This window comes from Coriobacteriia bacterium, assembly GCA_003149935.1.
In the GTDB taxonomy this organism is placed as follows: domain Bacteria; phylum Actinomycetota; class Coriobacteriia; order Coriobacteriales; family QAMH01; genus QAMH01.
Window position 1 is genome coordinate 129,517 of the sequence record QAMH01000005.1, and the last position, 23,442, is coordinate 152,958.

Consider the following 23,442-nt stretch of genomic DNA (forward strand, 5'->3'; position numbering starts at 1 on the left):
AAATAATAAATAAATGCATAAATATTGCATAAAAGAAAATAATTATTGAATTATGCCGAAAATCGGTCCACAATACCATCCAAGTATCATTTCATCCGTTTAGATGGGAAGCACATGAAGAGGGCAGCAGTTGTAGGCGCGGCAGGGTATGCCGGCGTCGAGGCGGTACGCATTTTGCTGAGCCATCCCGAGTTTGAATTGACCTGCATCACCTCGTCGGGCAATGAGGGTGAGAGCATCGCGAGCCTCTATCCGGCTCTTACCGGCATATGCGATCTGAGCTTCGAAGCGCATGATGCAGAACGCATCGCCGCGCAGGCCGACGTCGCCTTTCTCGCCGTGCCCCATACGGCGTCGCTCGCGATGACGCCCGCGCTCGTTGCCGCCGGCGTCCAGGTCATAGATTTGTCGGCGGACTATCGTCTGGCCGATCCGGAGGTATACGAGGCGTGGTACGACGCCAAGCACACGAGCGCCGATTTGCTGGCGCAGGCGGTCTATGGCCTGCCCGAGGTCGCACGCGCTGAGCTCAAGGCGGGTACACCCGTCGTCGCTTGTCCGGGCTGCTACCCCACGGCTTCCGCCTTGGCGGCTTTGCCCATCATGGAAGCCGGCTTCAAAGGCGAGGGCCCCGTTACCATCGCGGCGCTTTCCGGCGTGTCGGGCGCTGGCCGCAAGGCGACGCCCAAGACGCATTTCTGCAACGCGGATGAGTCGGTGGGGCTCTATGGCTTGCCGCATCGTCATACGCCCGAGATCGCCCAGACGCTCTCGCGCGCTGCCGGCGCCGATGTCGAGGTCATTTTCACGCCGCATCTCGTTCCGATGGTGCGAGGCTTGCTTTCGACGGTCTACATTCCGCTCGACGTGCCGCATACCATTGAGGAGCTGCATGCGGTCTATACCGCGCGCTATGCGTCCGAGCCGTTCGTGAGCGTATGCCCTATCGGCACCATGCCGCAGACCTCATGGGTCGAGGGCTCGAATCGGGCGCAGGTGGGTCTGCATCTCGCGTCGGATGGCAAGCTGCTCGTCGCGAGTTGCGCTATCGACAATCTCGTCAAGGGCGCGGCCGGCCAGGCCATCCAGGCTGCGAATCTCGTGTGCGGTTTCGAGGAAACCGCCGGTCTTACCTATAGTTGTCCGGTGGTGTAGAAAAATGAGAGACGTTGAGTTTAGTTACGACAAGAATGGCGTGACGGCGCCTGAAGGCTTTAGGGCGGCTGGCGTGCATGCCGGTTTTCGCAAGGACCCCAGACGTCTCGATGCCGCGCTTGTCGTGTCCGATGGTCCCGATACGGTGGCGTGCGGAATGTTCACGAAGAACGTCTTTTGCGCGGCGCCCGTGCAGGTCGATCGCGAGCTGCTCGCACATCACATGCCGCGTGCCGTCCTGCTCAACTCCGGCAACGCCAATGCCGCGACAGGCGAGCCGGGCCTTGCCATCGCGCGCAAGGCGGCGCAGGTGACCGCCCGTGCCCTGGGGCTGCCCGAGGGCGAGGCGCTCGTTGCCTCGACGGGTGTCATCGGCGTCGAGCTTCCCTGGGGGCCCTTCGAGACGGGCATTCCCGCTCTTGTCGAGGCGCTGTCGAAAGACGGCGGCCATGATGCGGCATGCGCCATCATGACCACGGATACGCATCCCAAGGAGCATGCCGTGCGCTTCGTCTACGATGGCAACGAGTATGCCATAGGCGGCATGGTCAAGGGTTCGGGCATGATTCAGCCTGATATGGCGACCATGCTCGCCGTCATCACCACCGACATGCCCATTGCGCCCAGTGATGCGCGTCTCGCGTTGCAAACGGCGGTCGATGCCTCCTTCAACAAGGTCACGGTCGATTCCGATACCTCGACCAACGATAGCGTCTTCTTCTTCTCGAGCGGCATGGGCGCACCCGTCGCCGATGCAGACGAAGCAGCCGATGTGCTCGCAGAGGCGCTGCGTGTCGTCTGCGAAGACCTCGCACGTCAGATTGCGGCCGATGGCGAGGGTGCCACCAAGCTCGTGACCGTCTTCGTGCGCGACGCAAGGGACGAAGCCGATGCCGACAAGGCGGCGCGCACCATCGCCAATTCGCCGCTTGTCAAGACGGCCATCGCGGGGCACGATTGCAACTGGGGCCGTATTGCGGCGGCACTCGGCCGCAGTGGCGCGAGCTTCGAGCAGCATGACGTCGACATCGACATCATGGGCATGCCCGTGCTGCGCGCGGGTTTGCCGTGCGGCTTTGACGAGGACGAGGCGCTACGCCGCTTCGAGGACGACGAGATCGTCATCGAGGTTTCGCTTGGCACGGGTGGTGGCGCGGATACGCGTGTGTGGACCTGTGACCTCACCCACGAGTACATCCACATCAACGCCGACTATCGGAGCTAGTCCAGATAGGAAGACAAGAGGGGAACATGCAGTATCGCAAGAAATACGACGAAGTTGACGTAGCGGACATCGACGCGCTTCCCAATCAGTTGCGTGCCCGCGTGCTGCTCGACGCGCTGCCCTGGATCGAGGACATCACGGGAAAGACGGTCGTCATCAAGTACGGCGGAGCGGCCATGGTGGCAGGCGAGCTGCGCGACGCGGTCGTCGATGACATCATCATGCTCAAGCTCATGGGTGCCAATCCCATCATCGTGCATGGTGGCGGCCCCAATATCAACGCCATGCTCAAACGCCTCGACATCCCCACGCACTTCGAGGGTGGTCAGCGCGTGACCGACGAGCAGACGATGGAGATCGTCAAGATGACCCTCGTCGGCCAGGTCAACCAGGACCTCGTGAGCGCCATCAACAAGCATGGGTCGGTTGCCGTCGGCCTCAATGGTGCCGACGCGAAGATCATCCAGGCCGAGCCGCTCGACCCGAAGCTCGGGCGCGTGGGCAAGGTCAAGTCCATCAACACCCGTCTCATCGAGGATCTGCTCGCAGCGGACTACATCCCCGTCATCGCGACGGTTGGCTATGGTGACGATGGCGACTACAACATCAACGCGGATACCGTCGCAGGCGAGATCGCGGCGGCGGTCGGTGCGCAGAAGATCGTCTTCATCACCGATGTCGACGGCATCTACACGGACTTCGACGACAAGTCGACGCTCGTCTTCCGCATGGCGCTTTCCGAGGCCGTCGAACTCGCCAACGAGGGCACGATGTCGAGTGGCATGATTCCCAAGATCAATGCCTGCGTGACGGCGCTTTCGGCGGGCGTGCGCAAGGCGCATATCATCAACGGCACGGTCCCCCATTCGCTTGTCCTCGAGATCTTCACCGACTCGGGTGTCGGTACGCTCATCGTGCGTCATCAGGACGATTCGATGGATCCGGACTTCGTCGAGGCACCGGTGAGCAACTTCGCAAGCAAGCTCGACCAGTCCATCCAGACCATCGGAAGGAGCGAGTAATCGACATGGGAAAGCAATTCGACAAGGCGCAGCAGCTTGACGACACCTACGTCATGCACACCTTTGCGCGCAAGCCGGTCGAGTTCGTCTCGGGTGCGGGGCAGTGGCTCATCGATGACGAGGGAAACGAATACCGCGACTTCCTCTCGGGCATTGGCGTCGTGAGCGTCGGGCACTGTAACTCGCGCGTCACCGAGACAATCACCGAGCAGGCAAACAAGCTTGTCCACGTGAGCAACTATTTCTACATCGAACATCGCGGCGAGCTCGCCGAGCGCATCTCGGACATGCTCGCGCATGGTACGGAAGCGGTCTGGCAGAGCTTCTTCGCCAACTCCGGCGCCGAGGCAAACGAGGGCGCCATCAAACTGGCACGCCTCTGGGGCGCCAAGAACCTCGACGGCGCCTACGGCATCATCTCGGCCGAGAAGTCCTTTCACGGCAGGACGCTTGCCACGCTTGCGGCAACGGCGCAGGACAACAAGCAGGACCCCTTCGCGCCGCTTCCGGCGGGTTTTGGACGCACCCCGCTCAACGACATCGACGCGCTCGCGGCTGCGCTCGACGGCGAGGTCGATGGCACGCGCCCCTGTGCGCTCATGATCGAGTGCATCCAGGGCGAGTCCGGCGTCTGGCCCTGCTCGCTCGAATACCTCAAGGCGGCTCGCGAGATGACCTCCGAGCGCGACATGCTTCTCATCGTCGATGAGGTGCAGACGGGCTTCTGCCGCACGGGATCGTACTTCGCCTTCCAGTCCTATGGTATCGAGCCTGATATCGTGACGATGGCAAAGGGCATCGCCGATGGCATCCCCATGGGCGCGTTTGCCGCCAAGACCGACCTTGCCGCACTCATGCAGCCGGGCATGCACGGCACGACCTTTGGTGGCGGCCCGCTCGCCTGCGCGGCGGCAGATGCGACCACCAAGATCATGTGCGAGGAGGGCTTCCTCGATCACGTGAACGAGATGGGTGCCTACCTGCGCGACCGCCTGGCCGAGCTGCCCTTCGTTACCGACGTGCGCGGCAAGGGCCTCATGTGCGGCATCAGCCTGGACAAGCCCGTTGCCAATCAGGTGGTGCTCAACGCGTTGCGGCATGGCTTCGTGCTCAATGCCCCGGCAGCTGATATCATTCGCTTCCTGCCGCCGCTCATCATCGAGAAGGATGACATCGATGCGCTCGCCGAAGCGCTCCCGACCATATACGAGGAGGTTGCACAATGAGCCAGAACACGCTCGCCGGACGCGATTGCCTGCGTCTGCTCGATTTGACGCCCGAGGAGTTCACGCTCGTGCTCGATACGGCCGCACGGCAAAAGGCCGACTGGAAGAACGGCGTGCACGATGCCCCCTGCGCGGGCAAGGCCGTCGCCATCATCATGGAGAAGCCCAGTCTGCGCACGCGCTCGAGCTTCGAGATCGGCACCTATCGCCTGGGGGCGCATCCGCTCGTCATGAGCGATGACCACTCGGCGTTCAGTCGCGGCGAGACCGTGCAGGACACGACGCTCGTGCTCGAACGCTTTGTCGATGCCATCGTATTGCGTACTTACGAGCAGAGCAAGGTGGTCGAGGTCGCCCAGTGGGCGAGCATTCCCGTCATCAACGCGCTCTCCGATGACTTCCATCCCTGCCAGGGCCTGGCAGATGCCCTGACGATTCGCGAGCACAAGGGCAAGCTCGCGGGCCTCACCATCGCCTATGTGGGCGATGGCAACAACATGGCCCATACCTATCTCGAGATGGGCGTTTTGGCGGGCATGAACGTGAAGCTGGGATTCCCCGCGATCCACACGCCCGATCCCGTCGTCATCGCCGAGTGTGAGAAAGTCGCTTCCATGACCGGTGCCTCGATCGAGCTTTTCAACGATCCGCGTGAGGCGGTTGCCGATGCCGACGTGGTCATCACCGACACCTGGACTTCCATGGGCGACGAGGACGAGCATGACCAGCGCGTCGCCGAGTTCGAGGGCTTCCAGGTCAATGCCGAGCTCATGGCTTTGGCTGCCGATGACGCCCTTTTCATGCATTGCCTGCCCGCGCATCGTGGCGAGGAAGTAACCGACGAGGTCATGGATGCTCCGTACTCGGTGATTTTCGACGAGGCGGAAAATCGCCTGCATGCCCAGAAGGCCCTGCTCTCGCTCGTGATGGGGGCGCAGTAACATGGCGAGTGCGCGCAAGGAGCGCCAGGATGCGATTCGCGACCTCGTTCGGCACAATCGCATCCGCACGCAATCCGATCTCGTCGCGCAGCTGCGCGATCGCGACTTCGATGTCACGCAGGCGACCATTTCGCGCGACATCACGGACCTCGGTCTCGAGAAGGATGTCGGGGGCGTTTACATGTTGCCGGAGGATTACCGCCTCCGCTCGATCGCGGCAAGTGCCGTACGCGAGACGCGCCGGGCGCAAAACCAGGTGCTGCTCCTCTGCGACCCCGGCACGGCTTCGAGCGTGGCGGCGGCACTCGATGCCTCGCAAACGCAGGGCGTGCTCGGCAGCATCGCGGGTGACGATACGATACTCGTCATTTGCGCTGACGACGCGCAGGGCGAGAGATTCCAAAATGACGTGAACCAGCTGCTCGAGAAGAAGTAAACTCGGCTGACTCGAAAGGAAGGAAAAATGGAAATGGAAAAGGACAAGGTCGTACTTGCATACTCGGGTGGTCTCGACACATCCGTCTGCATCAAGTGGCTCATGGAGGAAAAGGGCCTCGACGTCATCGCAGTAACGGGCGATGTCGGGCAGGAGCGTCAGGACCTCGAGTTCGTCAAGAAGAAGGCCCTGCAGGTCGGTGCCATCGAGGCGCTGGCCATCGACATGCGCGAGGAGTTCGTCAATGACTTCTTGACCAAGGCATTGGCCGCCAACTGCATGTACGAGAACAAGTACCCGATGGTGAGCGCATTGTCGCGCCCGGTCATCTCCAAGAATCTCGTCGAGATCGCGCACAAGTACGGTGCGAAGTACATCGCCCACGGTTGCACCGGCAAGGGCAACGACCAGGTCCGCTTCGAGGTCGCCATTCAGAGTCTCGATCCCGAAATCAAGGTGCTCGCTCCCGTGCGCGAGTGGGATCTGCACACGCGCAACGACGAGATGGAATACGCGAAGAATCACGGCATTCCCGTCCCCACGACGAAGGCCTCGCCCTATTCCATCGACGACAACCTCTGGGGTCGCGCCATCGAGTGCGGTGAGCTCGAGGACCCGTGGAGCGAACCGCTCGAGGACATCTACACGATGACCACCTCGAGCTACGAGGCCCCGGCAGAGGGCGAGTACGTCGTCATCAGCTTCGATGCTGGCGTGCCCTGTGCACTGGATGGCGAGAAGATGAGCTTCCACGACATCATCCTCAAGATGAACGAGATCGCGGGGCGCAACGGCTTCGGCCGCGTCGACATGATCGAGAACCGTCTCGTGGGCGTGAAGAGCCGCGAATGCTACGAGGTGCCCGGCGCGCTGTCCATCATCCAAGCGCACAAGGCCCTCGAGGACCTGTGCCTGGAGCGCGAGCTTCTGCACTTCAAGCCCATCGTCGAGCAGAAGTGGGCCGAGCTCGTCTACGACGGTCTGTGGTTCTCGCCCCTCAAGGAAGCCCTGGACGGATTCTGCGCGACGACGCAGAAGCTCGTCACGGGCGACGTGCGCCTGCGCTTCCTCAAGGGCAGCTGCGTGACGGTCGGGCGTCGCAGCAAGTACTCGCTCTACGATTATGGCCTGGCGACGTACGATTCCGCCGACACCTTCAACCGCGACAGCGCCGAGGGCTTCATCGATCTCTTCGGCTTGTCGACGCGCGTGTGGGCCAAGCACCGCCAAGACGAGGGTCAGCCCGGCGTCGTCTAGAAGACACACATCATCGCCTTCCTGGCATCAAAAAACGGGCCGTGCATTGCGCGGCCCGTTCTCTTTGCGGATATGCCTGTGTCGAGGGGTCTGACCCCCTGACACATTTGCGAGATGACCCTAGCGGTCGTCCTTGGGATTCTCCTCGGAGACGACGACCTCGCCATCAGGGAATACGACGGGCTCCTTCTCGTCGACTTCCTCGGCCTCTTTGGGCAGGATGGGCGTGTCGACGGGCATGTTGACGCCCTTGAGCGGGATGCCGCCCTCGAGCACGGCGTCCAGATGGCGGTCAACGAGCTCCTCGTCCATGTAGTGATCGAACTCGTACTGGATGGCCTTTGAGGGCTCCTTGCTCAGCAGCGAGACAATGACGATTGCCAGGCAGCTCAGGATGAAGGCGGGAAGCAACTCGTAGATGCCGAAGACGCCACCGAGCGGCTTGACGAGGTTATGCCATACGATGACGGAGACGGCACCCGTCAGCATGCCTGCGATGGCACCTGACTTGGTCGTACGCTTCCAGTACAGGCTGAAGAGCGTGAGCGGACCAAACGAGGCACCCAGGCCGGCCCAGGCGTACGAGACGACGTTGAAGATGATCGAATCTTCGCTCCAGGCAACGGCAATGCCGAAGAGCAGGACGCAGGCCAGCGTGATACGGCTCACGATGAGCACCTGGTTGTCGGTGGCATTCTTCTTGAAGACACCGCGGAAGATGTTCTCGGCAACCGAAGAGCCCGTGATGAGTAGATACGATGAGGCGCTCGACATCGAGGCGGCAAGAATGCCCGAGACGACAAGGCCGCAGAGAAAACCGGGGAGCATGACTTGCGACAGGAAGATGAAGATGCTCTCCGCACCGGATTGGGTGAGGTATTGGGCGGGGAAGAGATAACGACCGATGATGCCGATCATGATGGCGCAGAACATGGAGATGACGACCCAGACGATGGCGATGCGACGCGAGGTCTTGATCTCGCTGTCGTTGCGAATGCCCATGAAGCGCACGAGCACCTGCGGCATGCCGAAGTAGCCCAGGCCCCAGCTCAGGGTCGAGATGATGGTGAGCAGACCGTATTCGGCGGGAATGCCAAAGACGGGAGCACCGCCAAGCAGGTACTGGACGCCATCGGCATCGACCTCGGGCGTAGCTGTCTGCACCATCGAGAGGTAGCCGGGGATGTCGGAGAGGAATGCTGCGGTATTCTCGATGCCGCCTGCCATGGTGATGGATCCGATGACGACGACCGCCAGGGCAAAGAACATGAGGCAGCCCTGCACGAAGTCGGTCGCGACGACCGAGAGGTAACCGCCGACCATCGTGTAGAGGAATACGATGATGGCGCCGAAGATCATCATGACCGTATAGTCCATGCCAAAGAGCGTGTTGAAGAGCTTGCCGCAGGTGACGAAGCAGCTGCCCGTGTAGACGCAGAAGAAGATGAGGATGATGACGGCGGCAACCGTGCTCACGATGTTCTTGCTGTCGTGGAAGCGATTGGAATAGAAACCGGGCAGCGTGATAGAGTCGTTGGCCTTTTCGGAATAGCGGCGCAAGCGCTTGGCGACGAGCAACCAGTTGAAGTAGGTGCCAAGTGCCAGGCCGATACACGTCCAGCCCGCATCGGCGGCACCGGTGAAGTAGGCGAGGCCGGGCAGGCCCATGAGCAGGTAGCCCGACATGTCCGATGCTTCGGCTGAAAGGGCCGTAAACCAGGGACCGACCTTGCGGCCGCCCAGGAAGTACTCCGACGAGGACTTGTTGGCACGCCTCGCGTAGGAAAAGCCGATGATGAGCACCACCATGAAGTAGATCAAGATGGCGATGATGACTGCGTAATCTCCTGTATTCATGAAAACCTCTCGTCCATAAAGCCTAGTGGCGCACTATTATAACTTTAGTACGGTAAAGTGAAAGGAACTTTCTGCAGAGCGCTAGGTAGACGGGATGTTTGCCGCCCGCCGCAAGAACAGCGGCGCATCTTTGCTATATTGTCAGTTTGGTCGCAACAAACCAACTTGGAGTACACCATGCAGAACACAACATCTTCCCCAGACGGCATGCACGCGAGTGAGGCGCTCTGGGGAGGTCGCTTCGAGGATTCTCCCACGGAGTTCACGCAGGCCTTCGGTGCGTCTTTGCCCGTCGACAAGCGCATGTGGGAGTCCGATATCGAGGGGTCGAAGGCGCATGCGCTTATGCTCGCCCGTCAGGGCGTGATCTCGGAGGAAGACGCCGCGAGCATTCGCGCGGGACTCGATGCCATTGCAGCCCAGATTGACGAGGGCGATTTCGAGTTCGATATCGATGATGAGGACATTCACATGTCCATCGAGCGCAACCTGACCGAGGCCATCGGTGCAGCAGGTGGACGCTTGCATACGGGCCGGAGCCGCAATGACCAGGTCGGGACCGATGCACGCCATCACGCCAAGAAGCTCGCCGCGGGCCTTGCACACCAGATGCTCGACCTGCGCGGTGCGCTCCTCGAGCTCGCCGAGGACAAGTTCGGCGTCGTCATGCCAGGCTACACGCACATGCAGAAGGCGCAGCCCGTGCTCTTCTCGCATCATATGCTCGCGTACTACTGGATGTTCACGCGCGATTTCGAGCGTCTGCAGGCAGCTTACGCGGCTGCCGATGTGCTGCCCTTGGGCAGCGCCGCGCTTGCGGGCACGACCTATCCGCTCGATCGTCATTTCGTGGCAGACGAGCTCGGCTTTGCCAGCGTGGCGGAAAACAGCATGGACGCCGTGAGCGATCGTGACTTCCTCCTCGACCTCTCCTATGCCTGCGCGGTGGCCATGATGCACCTCTCGCGCCTGTGCGAGGAGCTCATCTACTGGTCGAGTAACGAGTTCGGTTTCATTCGCTTGTCCGATGCCTACTCGACGGGCTCGTCGATCATGCCCCAGAAGAAGAACCCCGACTTCGCCGAGCTCATTCGCGGCAAGACCGGCCGCGTGTACGGCGACCTCATGGCGCTGCTCACGACCATGAAGGGACTTCCGCTTGCCTATAACAAGGACATGCAGGAGGACAAGGAAGGCGTGTTCGACGCGGTCGACACGCTTGGCAACTCTCTCGTCGTGATGACGGGCATGATTCGTACCATGCAGGTTAACGAGGATGCCATGCGCACCGGAGCGCTCGGTGGTTTCATGGCGGCAACCGATCTGGCCGATTACCTCGTTGGGACGGGCGTGCCCTTCCGTGAGGCGCATGCCATCGTGGGCAGGCTCGTGCTCGAATGCGAGAAACAGGGAAAGACCTTGCAGGAGCTGAGTGCCGACGATCTTGCCGAAGTTGACGAGCACTTCGCTGCCGATGCGCTCGAGGCCGTTGACATCGACAAGGTCGTCGAACGCCGTACGACCTATGGCGCGACGGGTCACGACGCGGTCAAGGTCCAGCTCGAGCATGCACGCGAGAGCCTCGCGGCCGATACCAATGCCATGGCGGATTAGACGATGAGAAAGCCGGAGCTGCTCGCGCCCGCGGGAAACCGCGCGGCGTTCGAGGCGGCGCTTGCCGCTGGTGCCGATGCCATCTATCTGGGAGCCGGGTCATTCAACGCGCGGCGCAATGCCGATAACTTCGCCATCGACGACCTGCGTGCGGCATGCCGTGACGCCCATTTGCGCGGCGCCCGTGTCTATCTCACGGCTAACACGCTCGTGTTTCCGGACGAGATGGACGATGCGCTCGCGATGGTCGCCTCTGCAGCCGAAGCGGGCATTGATGCTGCTATCGTTCAGGACGTCGGTCTCATGTCGGTGCTGCGCCGTGAGCTGCCCGAACTCGAGCTTCACGCCTCCACACAGCTTAACGTGCGTGGCAAGCGTGGTATCGAACTGGCCACGCGTCTTGGCTGCTCGCGCGTGACGCTTGCGCGCGAGCTCTCCATCGAGCAGATTGCGCGTCTTGCCGAGCTTGGCGTCGATCTTGAAGTCTTCGTGCATGGTGCGCTTTGCATTTGCCAATCGGGGCAGTGCCTGCTCTCGTCGCTTATTGGCGGACGTAGCGCCAATAGGGGGCTCTGCGCCCAACCCTGCCGTCTGCCGTACAAGCTTGTCGATGAAGACGGCAAGACGCTCGCGAAGGAAGGCCAGTATCTGTTGAGCCCCAAGGACCTTTGTGGCATCGGGATGGTCGATCGGCTCATCGAAGCGGGAGTTGCGTCGCTCAAGATCGAGGGACGGATGAAGTCGCCCGAGTATGTCTCCACGGTCACGGCAACGTATCGCGAGGCGATTGACCGCGCATGGAAGGACCGGGCCTCGTACGAGGTCGCCGATGATGCTGAGGATGTGCTAGCCGAGGCGTTTAACCGTGGGTTCACGCATGGCTACCTGGCGGGCGAACGCGGTAACGACATGATGGGCTACCGGCGTCCGAATAATCGCGGTGTTGCCGTCGGACGCGTCACGGGGTATTCCGCCGGCAAGGTCAAGCTTGCTGCGAGCACCGACATCGCCGTGGGCGACTTGCTCGAGTTCTGGACCTCCAAGGGTCGCGTCACCTATACCGTTGAGGCATCCGATACCCTCAAGGGCGAGACGAAGTACCTGGGCGTACGCGAACCGGTCTCCGTTGGCGACCGCGTGTTTCGCGTGCGCTCGGCCAAGCTCGCCGCTGCCGCGCAAGAGCGTACCGAGGCGGGGATGAAGATTCCGGTTTCGATCGACGTGCACATGAAGAAGGACGAGCCGCTCGAGATTATCGTGCGTGATGAGGCGGGTCACGAAGCGAAAGCGATGGGCCCGGTCATCGAGGAGGCACGCACCAAGGCAATTGCGCGCGAGGATGTCATCGAGCATGTGGGTAGGCTCGGCTCCACGCCTTTCACGTGCGAGGACTGGCAGGTCGATTTGGACGAGGGCGTGGGCATTGGCTTTTCGACCCTGCACAAGACGCGCAGTGCCGCACTCGCCGCTTTCGAAGAAACGCTGCTTGACGCAAACGGGCAGACGGCAGTGTCCGCTGGTGGCGTCGACATCACGCGTGTGACGGACCTCTCCGATATGGCGCCGTTTACGACGGTCATTCGTTTCGATGACACGAACATAGCCTGCTCGCTCGAACAGTTCGAGCCGGGCTGCTCCATCGGACCACGCATGTACGCCACCAATATCGAGGCCATCCGCACCTGGGCCGCGCTCGGTGCGAGCTTCGTCTGGCTTTCGCCCGAGCTCACGCTTCACCAGATGAAGCTGCTGGCCGATGAGTCGCCGCTTCCCCTCGGGATCATCGTCATCGGCCGCCAGGAGCTCATGGTGAGCGACCACTGCTTCCTCATGGCAGAAGGTTCCTGTGACGAGCATTGCGCGACATGCGCACGCCGCTGTGGGACATCGCGCTTTCTGGAAGATCGCAAGGGCTACCGCTTCCCGGTTACGACGGACGTATGCGGGCGAGGGCACATCTACAACGCCGTGCCGCTCGACGTCGCGCACGCGATCGGCGACCTGCTGCGTGCCGGCGTGCGCGGGTTCGCCGTCGATGCGACGCTCATGGGCGAAGGCGAAGCGGAGCATGCGCACAATCGCGTGCGTAGCGGAATAAACGGGACGAAGATCAAGAAGAGCGCCGATACGACCACGGGACATCTCTTCAGGCCGGTCGAGTGATTCATCCACCGCAATTGGCATGGGCGCTTCTGCTAAGATAGCGAATTTACATAGCAATAAGGTCTGGTGAAAGGCAAAGACGTGCTTTCAAGCGAAGAACAACTCCACATCATACAGTCAGGCGTCGCGGGCATTACGCCGCTTGAGGCCATGAAGAAAAAGCTCGATCGCGGCACGCCGCTCAACATCAAGCTCGGTGTTGACCCGACGAGTCCGGATTTGCACATTGGCCATGCCGTGCCCCTGCGCAAACTGCGCCAGTTCCAGGACCTTGGTCATGAGGTTACGCTCATCATTGGTGACGGCACGGCCATGATTGGCGACCCGTCCGGTCGCAACTCGACGCGCCCGCAGCTCTCTGCCGAGCAGATTGATGCGAATGCCCAGACCTATATGGAGCAGGCAATGAAGGTGCTTGACCCCGAGAAGACCAAGGTCGTGCATAACCGTGACTGGATTTTCGACCTTGACCTTGCCGACTTGCTGGGTCTGCTTTCCAACTTCACGGTTGCTCGCATTCTCGAGCGGGATGACTTCTCCAATCGCTATCACAGCCAGCAGCCCATCGCCATGCACGAGTTCATCTACCCCATCATGCAAGCGTACGACTCCGTCGTCATCAATGCCGATGTCGAGCTTGGCGGTAACGACCAGCTCTTCAATCTGCTTGCCGGACGCGAGCTCATGGAGAAGAAGGGTATGGAGCCGCAGGTCTGCCTGACGCTTCCGTTGCTCGAGGGTCTCGATGGCGTACGCAAGATGTCGAAGTCCTACGGCAACTACGTGGGTCTCACCGACGAGCCTGCCGACATGTTCGGCAAGATCATGAGCATCCCCGATGAGCTCATGCCTCGGTACTACCGCCTGGCGACGGCGCTTCCCGTGGATGAGATCGACGAAATCGAAGCAGGTCTGGCAGCAGGGGAGCTTGATCCCAACAAATCGAAGCGTCGCCTTGCACGCGAGATTATCGGGATTTATCACGGTGCTGACGCTGCGGCTGCGGCCGAGGAACAGTTCGACCTTGTCTTCAAGGCGCATGCGGCACCTGATGACATTGAGGTCTTCGATATCGAGCTCGAGGAGGATGCTGAGAAGGGCGGAGTCTATTTGCCCAAGTTGCTTGCAGACCTCAAGCTCGTGGGCTCAGGCGGTGAAGGTCGTCGCATGATTGATCAGGGTGCCGTGAAGATTGACGGCGAAGCTGTCGAGAAGGGCACGTATCATTTGCCGGCCGCGCGGCTCGCTCATGCGACGCTGCAGGTTGGCAAGCGCAAGTGGGCCAAGCTCGCGTAGAGGATGTGCCATGGGGTCGATGTGCCATGGGGTCAGACCCCTCGGCACATGACGAACGTTGCCGTAACAATGCCGCTACACGACGCTGAAAGTGCGGTATACTTCATCTCCGCGTCGGGGAGTGGCGCAGCCTGGTAGCGCGCCTGCTTTGGGAGCAGGATGTCGCAGGTTCGAATCCTGTCTCCCCGACCAACAAAACCACAAGGCCAGGGGCTTGGGCTCCTGGCCTTCTTGATGCGCGTGCGTTTCGCATGCGGATATGCAACCGTGCAGCGCGTGTACCTTGGTCAGGAGTCGAATAAAGACGAGTTTTCGGGAGTAGAAATGAAGGTATTGCTGATTAACGGGTCACCCCGACAGAATGGCAACACGGCACGTGCCCTCGACGAGATGATCGATGTCTTCAAGGCTGAGGACATCGAGACCGAGCTCGTGCGCGTAGGCTCCCTTGACGTGCGCGGGTGCATCGCGTGCGGATCCTGTGCTAACACGGGTGCGTGCGTCTTTGATGACATAGTCAACGAGTTGGCTCCGGCTTTCGAGGAAGCTGACGGTCTGGTAGTCGGGTCACCGGTCTACTACGCCTCTGCCAATGCGACGCTGATCGCCCTCCTCGACAGGCTGTTTTTTAGCACGCATTTTCCGAAGACCATGAAGGTTGGCGCGGCCGTTGCGACAGCGCGGCGCGGCGGCATCACCGCGACCTATGATGAGCTCAACAAGTACTTTGGGATATCTGGCATGCCGATTGCCACGGGGCAGTACTGGAATGGCGTGCACGGGAGACTTCCAGGCGAGGCCGGGGAGGATACCGAGGGATTGCAACAGATGAGGACGCTTGCAAGAAACATGACGTTTCTCATGAAGGCAATCGCGCTTGGCAAGGAGGAGTTCGGCCTGCCTGAGAAAGAACCCCAGATCATGACGAACTTCGTGCGGTAGCTCGCGTGAGGCTTGCATGCTCGCGTGCTCGTGAATGATAATGACAAACAGGAAGAGTCATGGGAGGTGCTCATGGGGTCTTACGAGAACGAAGCCGCCATGGTCGAGGCGGGAACGGCCACGCGCGGGCATACGATGCGCATGTACTTCGAGGAGGTCGACGCCGGGCTTACCGACGAGACGTCGCACCTCAAGCATAGGCCCGATTACTCCAGGAGCCTGCTCGCACCGGAGAACGACGATATCTACCGCGAGTTTTGCCGATATGTGGACATGGAGGAACCCCGTTTCTTCGACAAGGTGCAAGACCCCATCAGCGTGGAGGGACATACGGCAGCCGATGTGTACCTGGCGATGATTTCCCATAACGACCGCATCGTCGCTATTGATGGTGCCGCCGTCTACGCCATGCTCGCCAACCTGCGCAAGAACCCCGAGCTGTACTCGAAGGTGTTGGACTTCCGACCGACTTGCTATCAGAGCGGATGCGGCATGAAGGATGCCGCGTTCGACGCGGGCTATTACGGCGAGCGCAGATTCCCGAAGGCCTGAACAGGATGCGGTAATCCGCCCAGGCGCGAAGCTCGTCTGATGCAGGCGATGTCCAAGCGCCTGTAAACTTTTCCGAGCTTTATCCTGCGACTTGAACCTATTGGGGTATAATCCGTCTACATTGCGGGCGTAGTTCATCGGTAGAACCTGAGCCTTCCAAGCTCATGAGGTGGGTTCGACTCCCATCGCCCGCTCCAGACATCTGCCAACGGGTGCCGTACGGTACCCGTTGCTTTTTTGGAAAGAGGCACGGCATGAAGCGCGTCGTAAGCATTCAGGACATCTCTTGCGTTGGAAAGTGTTCCCTCACCGTTGCGTTGCCCATCATCTCGGCTATGGGGGTCGAGTGCGGCATTCTTCCCACTGCCGTGCTCTCGGTTCACACCGCTTTCAAGAGCTTCACATTCGATGACCTGACCGACCAGATCGAGCCCATCTCCCAGAGCTGGATTGACAACGGGGTCGACTTCGATGCCATCTACACGGGCTACCTTGGTTCCTTCGAGCAGCTCGAGCTCGTAAGCCGCTTCTTCGACCGTCACAGGGAGGATGGTACGCTCATCTTCGTCGACCCGGCCATGGCCGACAACGGTGCGCTCTACAAGGGCTTCACTCCCGAGTTCGCTCGGGCAATGGGCACGGTGGTTTGCTCCAAGGCTGATATCATCGACCCCAATATCACCGAAGCCGCATTCATGCTCGGAGCCGAGTACAAGGAAGATGGCACTTACGACGAGGACTACGTGCGTGACCTTCTCCAGGGACTCGTCGCCCTCGGCCCCAAGAAGGCCGTACTCACTGGTGTGAGTCTCGAGCCGGGTAGCTGCGGCGTCTATGGTCTTGACGGAGATACGGGCCAGTACTTCTCGTATTTCAACGAGCTCGTCGATGCGCGCTTCCATGGGACGGGCGATGTTTTCTCATCTACGACGGTTGGCGCGCTTCTCAATGGCTTCGAGCTGGACGAGGCACTCGCCGTGGCGGCTGACTACACGGTTGCCTGCATCAAGGCCACCATCAGCCAGCCCGACCACAATTGGTATGGCGTCGATTTCGAGACCGAGATCCCCTATCTACTCAAGCTCATCGGCAAATAGGTTGTCCGTCCCTTCACTTCTTATCATGCATTGAGCCGAAGGCTTTGCGGCGCAGCGCTGCTAGCAGGCCGAATGCCGCGCCCCCAATCAATCCGCATGCTGCGAGCATCCATATGGTCGAGTCGCCCGTCTTTAACGAGGGACCGAATGGAGTGAGCGTCAACTCGTCTGGCGGCGATGCCTCTTCGGGCGGTGTCTCGGGTTTAGAAGGCTTCACGTGCACGGTCTGATCCTCGTCATGGAGATCGGCATGCTCGGCCATGAGCACATCGTTGGCAAAGAGCTTCTCGAATACGACGAGCTTTGTGCCATCGCCCAGGAGCGTGGCATCTATCTCGAAGGGGACGGTGACGTTTCCATGGGAGCTATCTGGCGTGAATGCGATATGCGCGGTTATGGGCCTCCCGAAGGCATCGAGTGCGGGTCTTCCTTCGAGAGTGCCATCGTCAATCATGAGTGCGCCATCGATTTCGTACTCTTCGTTTGGGATGAGGCCGGCATAGGATACGTTGTCGATAACGGTCGCCATGCAATCCCCGGTGATTTCCTTATCACCATCGCTCATATCGGATGCGTATGTTTTGATAGAAGGCGGCGTAACGCGTACCGTCTGAGCGGTGTTCTCGTAGTCTGCGTGAGTCGCGAGAAGTCTCCCGTTGCGGTAGAGCTCCTCGAAGATGACGATTTCTCGCTCGGCATCGACATTTGAGGCATCGAAGGAGAAGCTGACATCAACGGTTCCAGCCGCCTCTTCGGGAACGAAGCTGCATGTTGCCCGCGCAGGTTCGTCCTGTGCGGTAAGCAGTGGCGCTTTTGCCTCCTTGTTCATGAGCGTTCCCACGAATTCATAAGTGACGCCAGGCCGTAGGCCCTCGTATGACACCGCATCGAATATCCGTGTTCTCTCATGGGCTGCGATGAGCTTGCCACCATCGAGCGGATCGCTCGCATAGGTATTGATGGCAGCTGGCGCGAGGCGTACCGTCTGCCTTTCGTCTTCGATGTCCTCGTGAACGGCGATTTCCTCACCGCTGCGAAGAAGCTTCTCGAAGATGACAAGCTCGCTTCCGACTTCGAGCATGCTCGTGTCGAGGGAAAACGACAGCGTGACGGTTCCATCGGCATGCTCCGCGACAAAATCCGCTTGCGATGTTACGGGCCTGCCGTCTTCACCGATGAGGGGTCTTCCGTCTGCCTTGTTCACGACCGTTCCGACAAGCGTGTAGTTGCAGCGAGGAGCCAGGCCTTCATAGCTCACGGTATCAATGATGGTCGTGTCGATATCGCGTACGACGGTCTTGGCTCCGTCTTCCGACGCTGCCGTTGTTATAATGCGCGGTTTGGCGACCGTGACCGTCTGTTGGGCATTTGCAAGATCTTCATGTGCGGCGATTTTGACGCCGTCGCGGTAAAGCTCCTCGAAGACGACGAGTTCCGTCCCCTCATCCACGACGGTTGTGTCGAGCGTGAAGGAAAGCTCCACGAGACCCGATGGGGCATCCGGCGTGAATTCGAGGCTGCTCCTTACGGGGTCGCCCCTGCGGTCGGTCAGGACCTTGCCCGTTGCCTTGCTCATGAAGCAGCCACGGAGCTCATAGGTTTGTCCTGCCTTGAGGTTGTGATACGAGACTGCGTCAACGAGGGGGACATCTCTATCGCGCATAAGCTGCTTTGACATGCCATCCGAGCTTGCCGCCGTCTGGATGTACGGCGGCTCCACGACTATCGTCTGTTCGACGCTTGCAAGGTCAACATGACTTGCGAGGTGTCGCCCGTCGCGGTAAAGCTCCTCGAAGACGACGAATGCCGTTGACGCCTGGATGTTCGTGGCATCGAATTCGATCACCACGTCCGTGCTCCCTTCGCGCTCCAGAGGTGTGAAGACGTGCGTTGCGGTGACGGGTAGCCCGAACGGATCGAGTGCAGGACGTCCACTCTTCTTGTCGACGAGCGTTGCCTCGAGCGAATATTCGTATCCTGGCGTCAGCCCACTGTAGGAAACGGTGTCGATGATGCTCGTGGCGATATCGCTCGCAACGCTCGAATCGCCATCTTGCGGATCATGCGCGTGCGTTTGGAGGGATGGCGGAAAGATGCTCACCGTCTGGCTGATGGAATCGAGATCCTCGTGCGTTGCGACGATGGTGCCGTCGCTCACCAGCTTCTCGAAGATGACGAGCTTCGCGCCCGGTTCCAGCTCGGATGCGTCAAGGGCATATGCAATGTCGATTGACCCCGATGAGGCTTCGGGAACGAACGCGACTGTCGAGGTAACCGTGCTGCCAGACGATTCGAAGGGCAGGCCACTTGCGCTATCCACGACCGTGCCGGTGAGCTCGTAGCTCGCGCCCGCTATGAGGCCCGTGTACGAGACGTGGTCGATGATGGTCGCATCGACATCACCCACGATGAGCGAGTCGCCATCCATTCCGTCGGCTGCGTGCGTCTCGATTGCCGGCTGCACGACAGTCACGGTTTGGGAGCTATCGTCGACATCCTCATGCGCCGTGAGAAGACGATTGCCCTCGAGAAGACGTTCGCAGACGACGAGCTGCCTGCCGTTTTTCAGGCCCATCGTATTGAGCGTGAACTTGACCTCAACGGTTCCCGTACCTGCTGATGCGGTGAACGTGTGCGAGGAGGTAATCGCGTTGCCATGAGGGTCGCGAAGCACCTCACCCGTCGCCGCGTCGGCAAGGTAGCCCTCGAGCGTGTAAGTCCGTCCGGCAACGAGGCCGCTGTATGACACGGCATCGAGGATGACGGCATTCGCGTCCCAGCTCACGAGCTTGTCGCCGTCGCGTGCGTCATGTGCGCTCGTTGCCAGCGTGGGGGTGGTGTTGCCGACAGTTCCCAGATCTATTGTGGTGGATTGCGCAGCGTGGGCAAACGCCTCGAACTGAACGAGTGCCTTGCCCTCGTTTGCCCGTACGGGCAGCTCTTCGAAGACGTAGTGACAGGTCGTGCTATCGGGAAAGGCCCCGACTGAGTCATTCGCCGCAGTCATGTTTCCGTCTGTCGTCATCCCAAACCATGTGCCAGCTTCGGAGTCGAGCAGCGCTTCGTTCACAACGTAACTTCCATCTGCCCCAATCTCCACGGCCGCATCATTGGCGTTGGTGCGTGTTGTATGGCGTCGATATGCGGCGCTCGAGTCGAATCTTCCGTTCGCGTCGGTGACGACGACATGTCGTTCGATGGTCGACCCATCCGCGGCAATGCGCGACACGAGGAACGGAATGCCGCCCATGGGCCTCTGCGTGTCCAGGTCGCGCTTGGTAAAGCAAAGGTCCTGGCGTACGGGGTTCTCGTTGACGATGACGCCGCCATTGCCAAGCGGGCCGCTCGACACGTCATGCGCGCCCGTGCCATGAGCGGTGATGGTGATGACGATGGGCTCGTTATCTACGGGGACTTCGTAGGAGGCGGGGGCCTTCAGCTCGCGAATCGCATAGGTGCCAATTGGGAACAGCGGTTCGTTTGTGATCGGATCGCGATACAGCGCGTCTCCGCTGACAAAGGCATGTGCAAGGTCGCCGCGCAGATCGACCCTGCCCGCGTCATCGGTCCTGAAGTTCCATCTACGGGTTGCATTGCCCCCTATCTCTCCCGTGAGGTTCGGGAAGTAACGCACTTCAAAGAGCGCGTCGGCAAGCGTGCCGTCTCCTGAGGGCGTCGAACTCTGTGTGATCAAGTCGTGTTTCTGGATGATGACGTCAACATCTTCGGTTTGGGGCTCGTTCGTGACATCGTTTTGGTCGACATCGCCCGCGCCGTTTGACGTATCGTGAAGCCAGCTCACCTCTCCGGGATTAACCCAGCAGCTGTAAATGGTCGGGTCGTAGGCGTAACCCGTGCCCTCGACGGAGGATTCAATCTCGCGTATGAAGTAGGTGCTTGAATAGAGCCCACCGACCTCTGCATAACCAGACTCGTCGAGTACGAGGGTCTTGCCCGTATCGCCCTCGGGACCACAGGTGTTAGTAACATAAACGCCGTATGTTATGCCCTCCATGGAGTACAGGGGGTTGTCGTTTGTTATATCGGGATTCATCGACCGCTTGTTCATTTTGATCATGCCGACGGTTTTGTAGTGTGAGCTTGCGGCTATGGTCTGCTTGCTTCCCCCATCGATCATATAGGCTTCGAAGTCGGCGGGTACCTCGCCTATGCGCGCCATGACGAGACGTCCAAGGGCGTTGGGGTTGATGAGGCTGCCGTTGTTCAGGTCAAATCCCGTGATGTTCCAGGTAAGCCAGTTGCGGAAGTTCTCGCCAGCGCCGTAGGTGGCTTCGTGGGCGCTCGAGCTGTACGTGTCGGATAGAAGAATGTGCGAGGCAAGGTAGTAATCCTCGGCACCCATGGGATCGCCGTTCCAGTTTGTCGCTGGCCACATGCTCGCATCGAAACCCGGCCCACCGAAGGCGAACCATAGGTCGGCTATGAGTTCATAATCCCTTCCACTCACGCAATGGATGCCGCTCTTCTCGTAGCTTCCCTCGCTGGGCGAGTTCTTTGCGGGCTCGATGCAATATGCCAGCGTCTCGCCCTCGCCGTCGTTCGCGTGGAAGATATGCGCATTCCACGCGCCGTCTGAGTAATGGATATTGCCCTCTTTCCATAAACTGACGGTCTGCCCCGATGCCAAGGCTGGTCGTGTGGCGGCTACGCCAATGTAGGGTAAGGTCATTGTGCATATGAGCAGCAAGCTCAGCATGACGACATGCATCTTATGCAACGCGCGTGCTGTACCTGGTGCTGCGTGGCGAAAGCTCTGTGGCATGGCCTCTCCTTCGTTTTCCACCCGATAGTCCAGGTGGTCGCTTCGATTGGAGCCGCCATGCTATGCCTTTGCGCACCGAGCGAACCACCCCGACAATCTGAACGAATCCAGAGCAAAGCAGGAGCAAATTCGGACAGAAAGGCGAGTGTTTTCGGACTCTCCCTGTTCAGAGCCAGCATGTGTGCGTCTTGCTTCTGGCCATCGACAGTTCCCGTCTCTGGCTGCTCCGTGCTTTGTCGGAGAGCTGCGCTATACTTTGCTGAGCACAATGATGGCCGGGTGTCACGCAAGGAGAATCCATGAGCGAAGTGCCTGTCATAACGATGACCGGGTGGTCAAATTCCGGAAAGACGACGTTCACCACGCGCGTCGTGGAGTTGCTCACGGGCATGGGCATCCGCGTTGGCGTCATCAAGCATCATGGTCACAAGACGGGCGGCGTCGATGTCGAGGGCAAGGACTCCTGGAAGTATGCGCAGGCCGGTGCTAACCCCGTCATTCTTAGTGCTTCGGATCAATACGCGATCTTCGTGAGCACACCGCAGGGCGAGCCATCGCGCGAGGAGCTCGTCGCCAAGATCGCCGATGACGTTGACCTGGTGATCGTCGAGGGGTTCCGCGCCGAGGCCGATGGTGCCGTCGAGGTCTATCGCAACGCCGCGGGACATCCAGACCCCAAGCTTGCCCCTGAGGAGCGCATTGCGCTCGTTACCGATAACGCCGCTCTTGCCGATCAGGTGCGTGCCGAGGGAAAGCCCGTCTTTGGCCTTGAAGACTTCGAAGCGGTCGCGCGCTATTTCCTCGAGCTTGCCGGTATCGACGAGGGCACTCTGTAGTATTCTGCAATGAACTTCTTCGAGGGAGCCACATGAAGGACAATTACGGGCGCAAGATTGACTACCTACGCATCTCTCTGACGGATCGCTGCAATCTGCGCTGCATATACTGCATGCCCGAGGAGGGCGTGCCGTTTAGATCGCACGAGTCCATCCTGCGCATCGAGGAGATTGCCGATTTCACGCGTCGCGCGGCGCAGGCGGGCATTCGCAGGGTGCGCCTCACGGGTGGCGAGCCGCTCATCCGCAAAGGCGTGGTTGACCTCGTGCGCGAGATTGCCGCCACGCCGGGAATCGAGGACATCTCGCTCACGACCAATGGCATATTGCTCCCCAAGATGGCGGCCGACTTGAAGGATGCCGGTCTCACGCGTGTCAACATATCGCTCGATACGCTCGATCCCGCACAGTTCACCTACGTGACGCGCCTCGGAAAGATCGAGGACGTGTTTGCGGGCATCGACGCAGCTCTCGAGAACGGCTTTGATCCCGTCAAGATAAACGCCGTCGCCGTTCGTAGCCTCGATCAGGACTTCTTTGGCTTTGCCAAGCTCTCGCTCGACAGGCCTTTGCATGTGCGCTTCATCGAGTACATGCCAGTGGGGGAAAGTTCGGGCGGCACCGGTGCTGGCTGGACCGAAGAAGACATCGTTCCTGCGAGCGAGATTATCGAGCGCATCAACGAAGGTGCCATCGCGGCCGGTATTGGCCCGCTTGAACCCGTTACTGATGACGATCTTCCCTCGGGCGCTGGCCCTGCGATCTACTACAGACTCCCAGGCGCGAAGGGGACGATCGGCTTCATTAGCGCGATGTCGAACCATTTCTGCAGCTCGTGCAATCGCCTGCGACTTACGGCGGATGGCAAGATCAGGCCTTGCCTGTTCAGCGACCGGGAGATTGACGTCATGGAGGCGATTCGCTCCAATGATTCCGAGGCCGTCGACCACGCGATCGAAGAGGCGATTGGCATCAAGCCCGACGAGCATCACGAGGAGCGTGGCACCGAGCGACGCATGAGCCAAATAGGAGGCTAGAAC

The 23,442-nt window shown here is 60.2% G+C and carries 17 protein-coding genes and 2 tRNA genes; 17 read left to right on the forward strand and 2 right to left on the reverse strand.

Going from position 1 to position 23,442, the window contains the following annotated elements:
* The first annotated feature begins 114 nt into the window (after positions 1-114).
* From DBY20_02490 to DBY20_02520, 7 genes are read left to right on the forward strand one after another with little or no spacing between them, the layout of a single operon-like run.
* Positions 115-1,155 carry an N-acetyl-gamma-glutamyl-phosphate reductase gene (locus tag DBY20_02490; GenBank protein PWL79628.1) on the forward strand — a complete coding sequence of 347 codons (1,041 nt, stop codon included), beginning with the start codon at positions 115-117 and terminating at the stop codon, positions 1,153-1,155.
* Between the two features lie 4 nt (positions 1,156-1,159).
* On the forward strand, positions 1,160-2,380 hold the full coding sequence (locus tag DBY20_02495; GenBank protein PWL79629.1) for an arginine biosynthesis protein ArgJ: 1,221 nt from the start codon (positions 1,160-1,162) through the stop codon (positions 2,378-2,380).
* A gap of 26 nt (positions 2,381-2,406) precedes the next feature.
* Positions 2,407-3,402 carry an acetylglutamate kinase gene (gene argB, locus DBY20_02500; GenBank protein PWL79630.1) on the forward strand — a complete coding sequence of 332 codons (996 nt, stop codon included), beginning with the start codon at positions 2,407-2,409 and terminating at the stop codon, positions 3,400-3,402.
* A 5-nt stretch (positions 3,403-3,407) separates the two neighbouring features.
* Positions 3,408-4,628, forward strand: coding sequence for an aspartate aminotransferase family protein (locus DBY20_02505; GenBank protein PWL79631.1), 1,221 nt, complete (start codon positions 3,408-3,410; stop codon positions 4,626-4,628).
* Positions 4,625-5,569, forward strand: coding sequence for an ornithine carbamoyltransferase (argF, locus tag DBY20_02510; protein ID PWL79632.1), 945 nt, complete (start codon positions 4,625-4,627; stop codon positions 5,567-5,569). The genes DBY20_02505 and argF overlap by 4 nt, the downstream gene beginning before the upstream one ends.
* Before the next feature lies 1 nt (position 5,570).
* A complete protein-coding gene (locus DBY20_02515; GenBank protein ID PWL79633.1) occupies positions 5,571-6,005 on the forward strand; it encodes an ArgR family transcriptional regulator in 435 nt (144 codons plus the stop codon).
* 6 nt (positions 6,006-6,011) lie between these two features.
* A complete protein-coding gene (locus DBY20_02520; protein PWL79634.1) occupies positions 6,012-7,262 on the forward strand; it encodes an argininosuccinate synthase in 1,251 nt (416 codons plus the stop codon).
* Positions 7,263-7,382: 120 nt separating this feature from the next.
* Here DBY20_02520 and putP read toward each other — a convergent pair whose 3' ends face one another.
* The gene (putP, locus tag DBY20_02525; protein PWL79635.1) at positions 7,383-9,119 is read right to left on the reverse strand and encodes a sodium/proline symporter PutP; all 1,737 of its coding nucleotides are present in this window, start codon (positions 9,117-9,119) and stop codon (positions 7,383-7,385) included.
* 207 nt (positions 9,120-9,326) lie between these two features.
* On the opposite strand from putP, the gene argH reads away from it, so the two are divergent.
* The 8 genes from argH to DBY20_02565 all read left to right on the forward strand — a co-directional run bounded on the left by argH (position 9,327) and on the right by DBY20_02565 (position 16,783).
* A complete protein-coding gene (gene argH, locus DBY20_02530; GenBank protein ID PWL79653.1) occupies positions 9,327-10,733 on the forward strand; it encodes an argininosuccinate lyase in 1,407 nt (468 codons plus the stop codon).
* A gap of 3 nt (positions 10,734-10,736) precedes the next feature.
* Positions 10,737-12,896 carry a peptidase U32 gene (locus DBY20_02535; GenBank protein PWL79636.1) on the forward strand — a complete coding sequence of 720 codons (2,160 nt, stop codon included), beginning with the start codon at positions 10,737-10,739 and terminating at the stop codon, positions 12,894-12,896.
* A gap of 81 nt (positions 12,897-12,977) precedes the next feature.
* Positions 12,978-14,192, forward strand: coding sequence for a tyrosine--tRNA ligase (locus DBY20_02540; GenBank protein PWL79654.1), 1,215 nt, complete (start codon positions 12,978-12,980; stop codon positions 14,190-14,192).
* 115 nt (positions 14,193-14,307) lie between these two features.
* Positions 14,308-14,384 (forward strand) — tRNA-Pro (locus DBY20_02545).
* Between the two features lie 132 nt (positions 14,385-14,516).
* Complete coding sequence (locus tag DBY20_02550) at positions 14,517-15,134, forward strand: flavodoxin family protein (GenBank protein PWL79655.1); 618 nt, start codon at positions 14,517-14,519, stop codon at positions 15,132-15,134.
* Between the two features lie 12 nt (positions 15,135-15,146).
* Entirely contained in the window at positions 15,147-15,686 is a 540-nt protein-coding gene (locus DBY20_02555) for a hypothetical protein (GenBank protein PWL79637.1), read from the forward strand.
* Positions 15,687-15,809: 123 nt separating this feature from the next.
* Positions 15,810-15,883 (forward strand) — tRNA-Gly (locus DBY20_02560).
* A 57-nt stretch (positions 15,884-15,940) separates the two neighbouring features.
* Positions 15,941-16,783 carry a pyridoxamine kinase gene (locus tag DBY20_02565; protein PWL79638.1) on the forward strand — a complete coding sequence of 281 codons (843 nt, stop codon included), beginning with the start codon at positions 15,941-15,943 and terminating at the stop codon, positions 16,781-16,783.
* A 13-nt stretch (positions 16,784-16,796) separates the two neighbouring features.
* Here DBY20_02565 and DBY20_02570 read toward each other — a convergent pair whose 3' ends face one another.
* Positions 16,797-21,566, reverse strand: a complete 4,770-nt coding sequence (locus DBY20_02570; protein PWL79639.1) for a hypothetical protein — start codon at positions 21,564-21,566, stop codon at positions 16,797-16,799.
* 299 nt (positions 21,567-21,865) lie between these two features.
* On the opposite strand from DBY20_02570, the gene mobB reads away from it, so the two are divergent.
* Together mobB and moaA are read left to right on the forward strand one after the other, a co-directional pair.
* Positions 21,866-22,402 (forward strand): molybdopterin-guanine dinucleotide biosynthesis protein B, encoded by a 537-nt coding sequence (gene mobB / locus DBY20_02575; protein ID PWL79640.1) that lies wholly within the window; start codon positions 21,866-21,868, stop codon positions 22,400-22,402.
* Positions 22,403-22,434: 32 nt separating this feature from the next.
* The gene (gene moaA, locus DBY20_02580; GenBank protein PWL79641.1) at positions 22,435-23,439 is read left to right on the forward strand and encodes a GTP 3',8-cyclase MoaA; all 1,005 of its coding nucleotides are present in this window, start codon (positions 22,435-22,437) and stop codon (positions 23,437-23,439) included.
* Positions 23,440-23,442 lie beyond the last annotated feature (3 nt).

Coding starts and splice junctions, on each gene's coding strand:
- argB (PWL79630.1), top strand. CDS start 2,407: ATGCAGTATCGCAAGAAATACGACGAAGTTGACGTAGCGGACATCGAC.
- argH (PWL79653.1), top strand. CDS start 9,327: ATGCACGCGAGTGAGGCGCTCTGGGGAGGTCGCTTCGAGGATTCTCCC.
- DBY20_02535 (PWL79636.1), top strand. CDS start 10,737: ATGAGAAAGCCGGAGCTGCTCGCGCCCGCGGGAAACCGCGCGGCGTTC.
- DBY20_02565 (PWL79638.1), top strand. CDS start 15,941: ATGAAGCGCGTCGTAAGCATTCAGGACATCTCTTGCGTTGGAAAGTGT.
- argF (PWL79632.1), top strand. CDS start 4,625: ATGAGCCAGAACACGCTCGCCGGACGCGATTGCCTGCGTCTGCTCGAT.
- DBY20_02550 (PWL79655.1), top strand. CDS start 14,517: ATGAAGGTATTGCTGATTAACGGGTCACCCCGACAGAATGGCAACACG.
- mobB (PWL79640.1), top strand. CDS start 21,866: ATGAGCGAAGTGCCTGTCATAACGATGACCGGGTGGTCAAATTCCGGA.
- moaA (PWL79641.1), top strand. CDS start 22,435: ATGAAGGACAATTACGGGCGCAAGATTGACTACCTACGCATCTCTCTG.
- DBY20_02490 (PWL79628.1), top strand. CDS start 115: ATGAAGAGGGCAGCAGTTGTAGGCGCGGCAGGGTATGCCGGCGTCGAG.
- DBY20_02570 (PWL79639.1), bottom strand. CDS start 21,566: ATGCCACAGAGCTTTCGCCACGCAGCACCAGGTACAGCACGCGCGTTG.
- DBY20_02515 (PWL79633.1), top strand. CDS start 5,571: ATGGCGAGTGCGCGCAAGGAGCGCCAGGATGCGATTCGCGACCTCGTT.
- DBY20_02495 (PWL79629.1), top strand. CDS start 1,160: ATGAGAGACGTTGAGTTTAGTTACGACAAGAATGGCGTGACGGCGCCT.
- putP (PWL79635.1), bottom strand. CDS start 9,119: ATGAATACAGGAGATTACGCAGTCATCATCGCCATCTTGATCTACTTC.
- DBY20_02505 (PWL79631.1), top strand. CDS start 3,408: ATGGGAAAGCAATTCGACAAGGCGCAGCAGCTTGACGACACCTACGTC.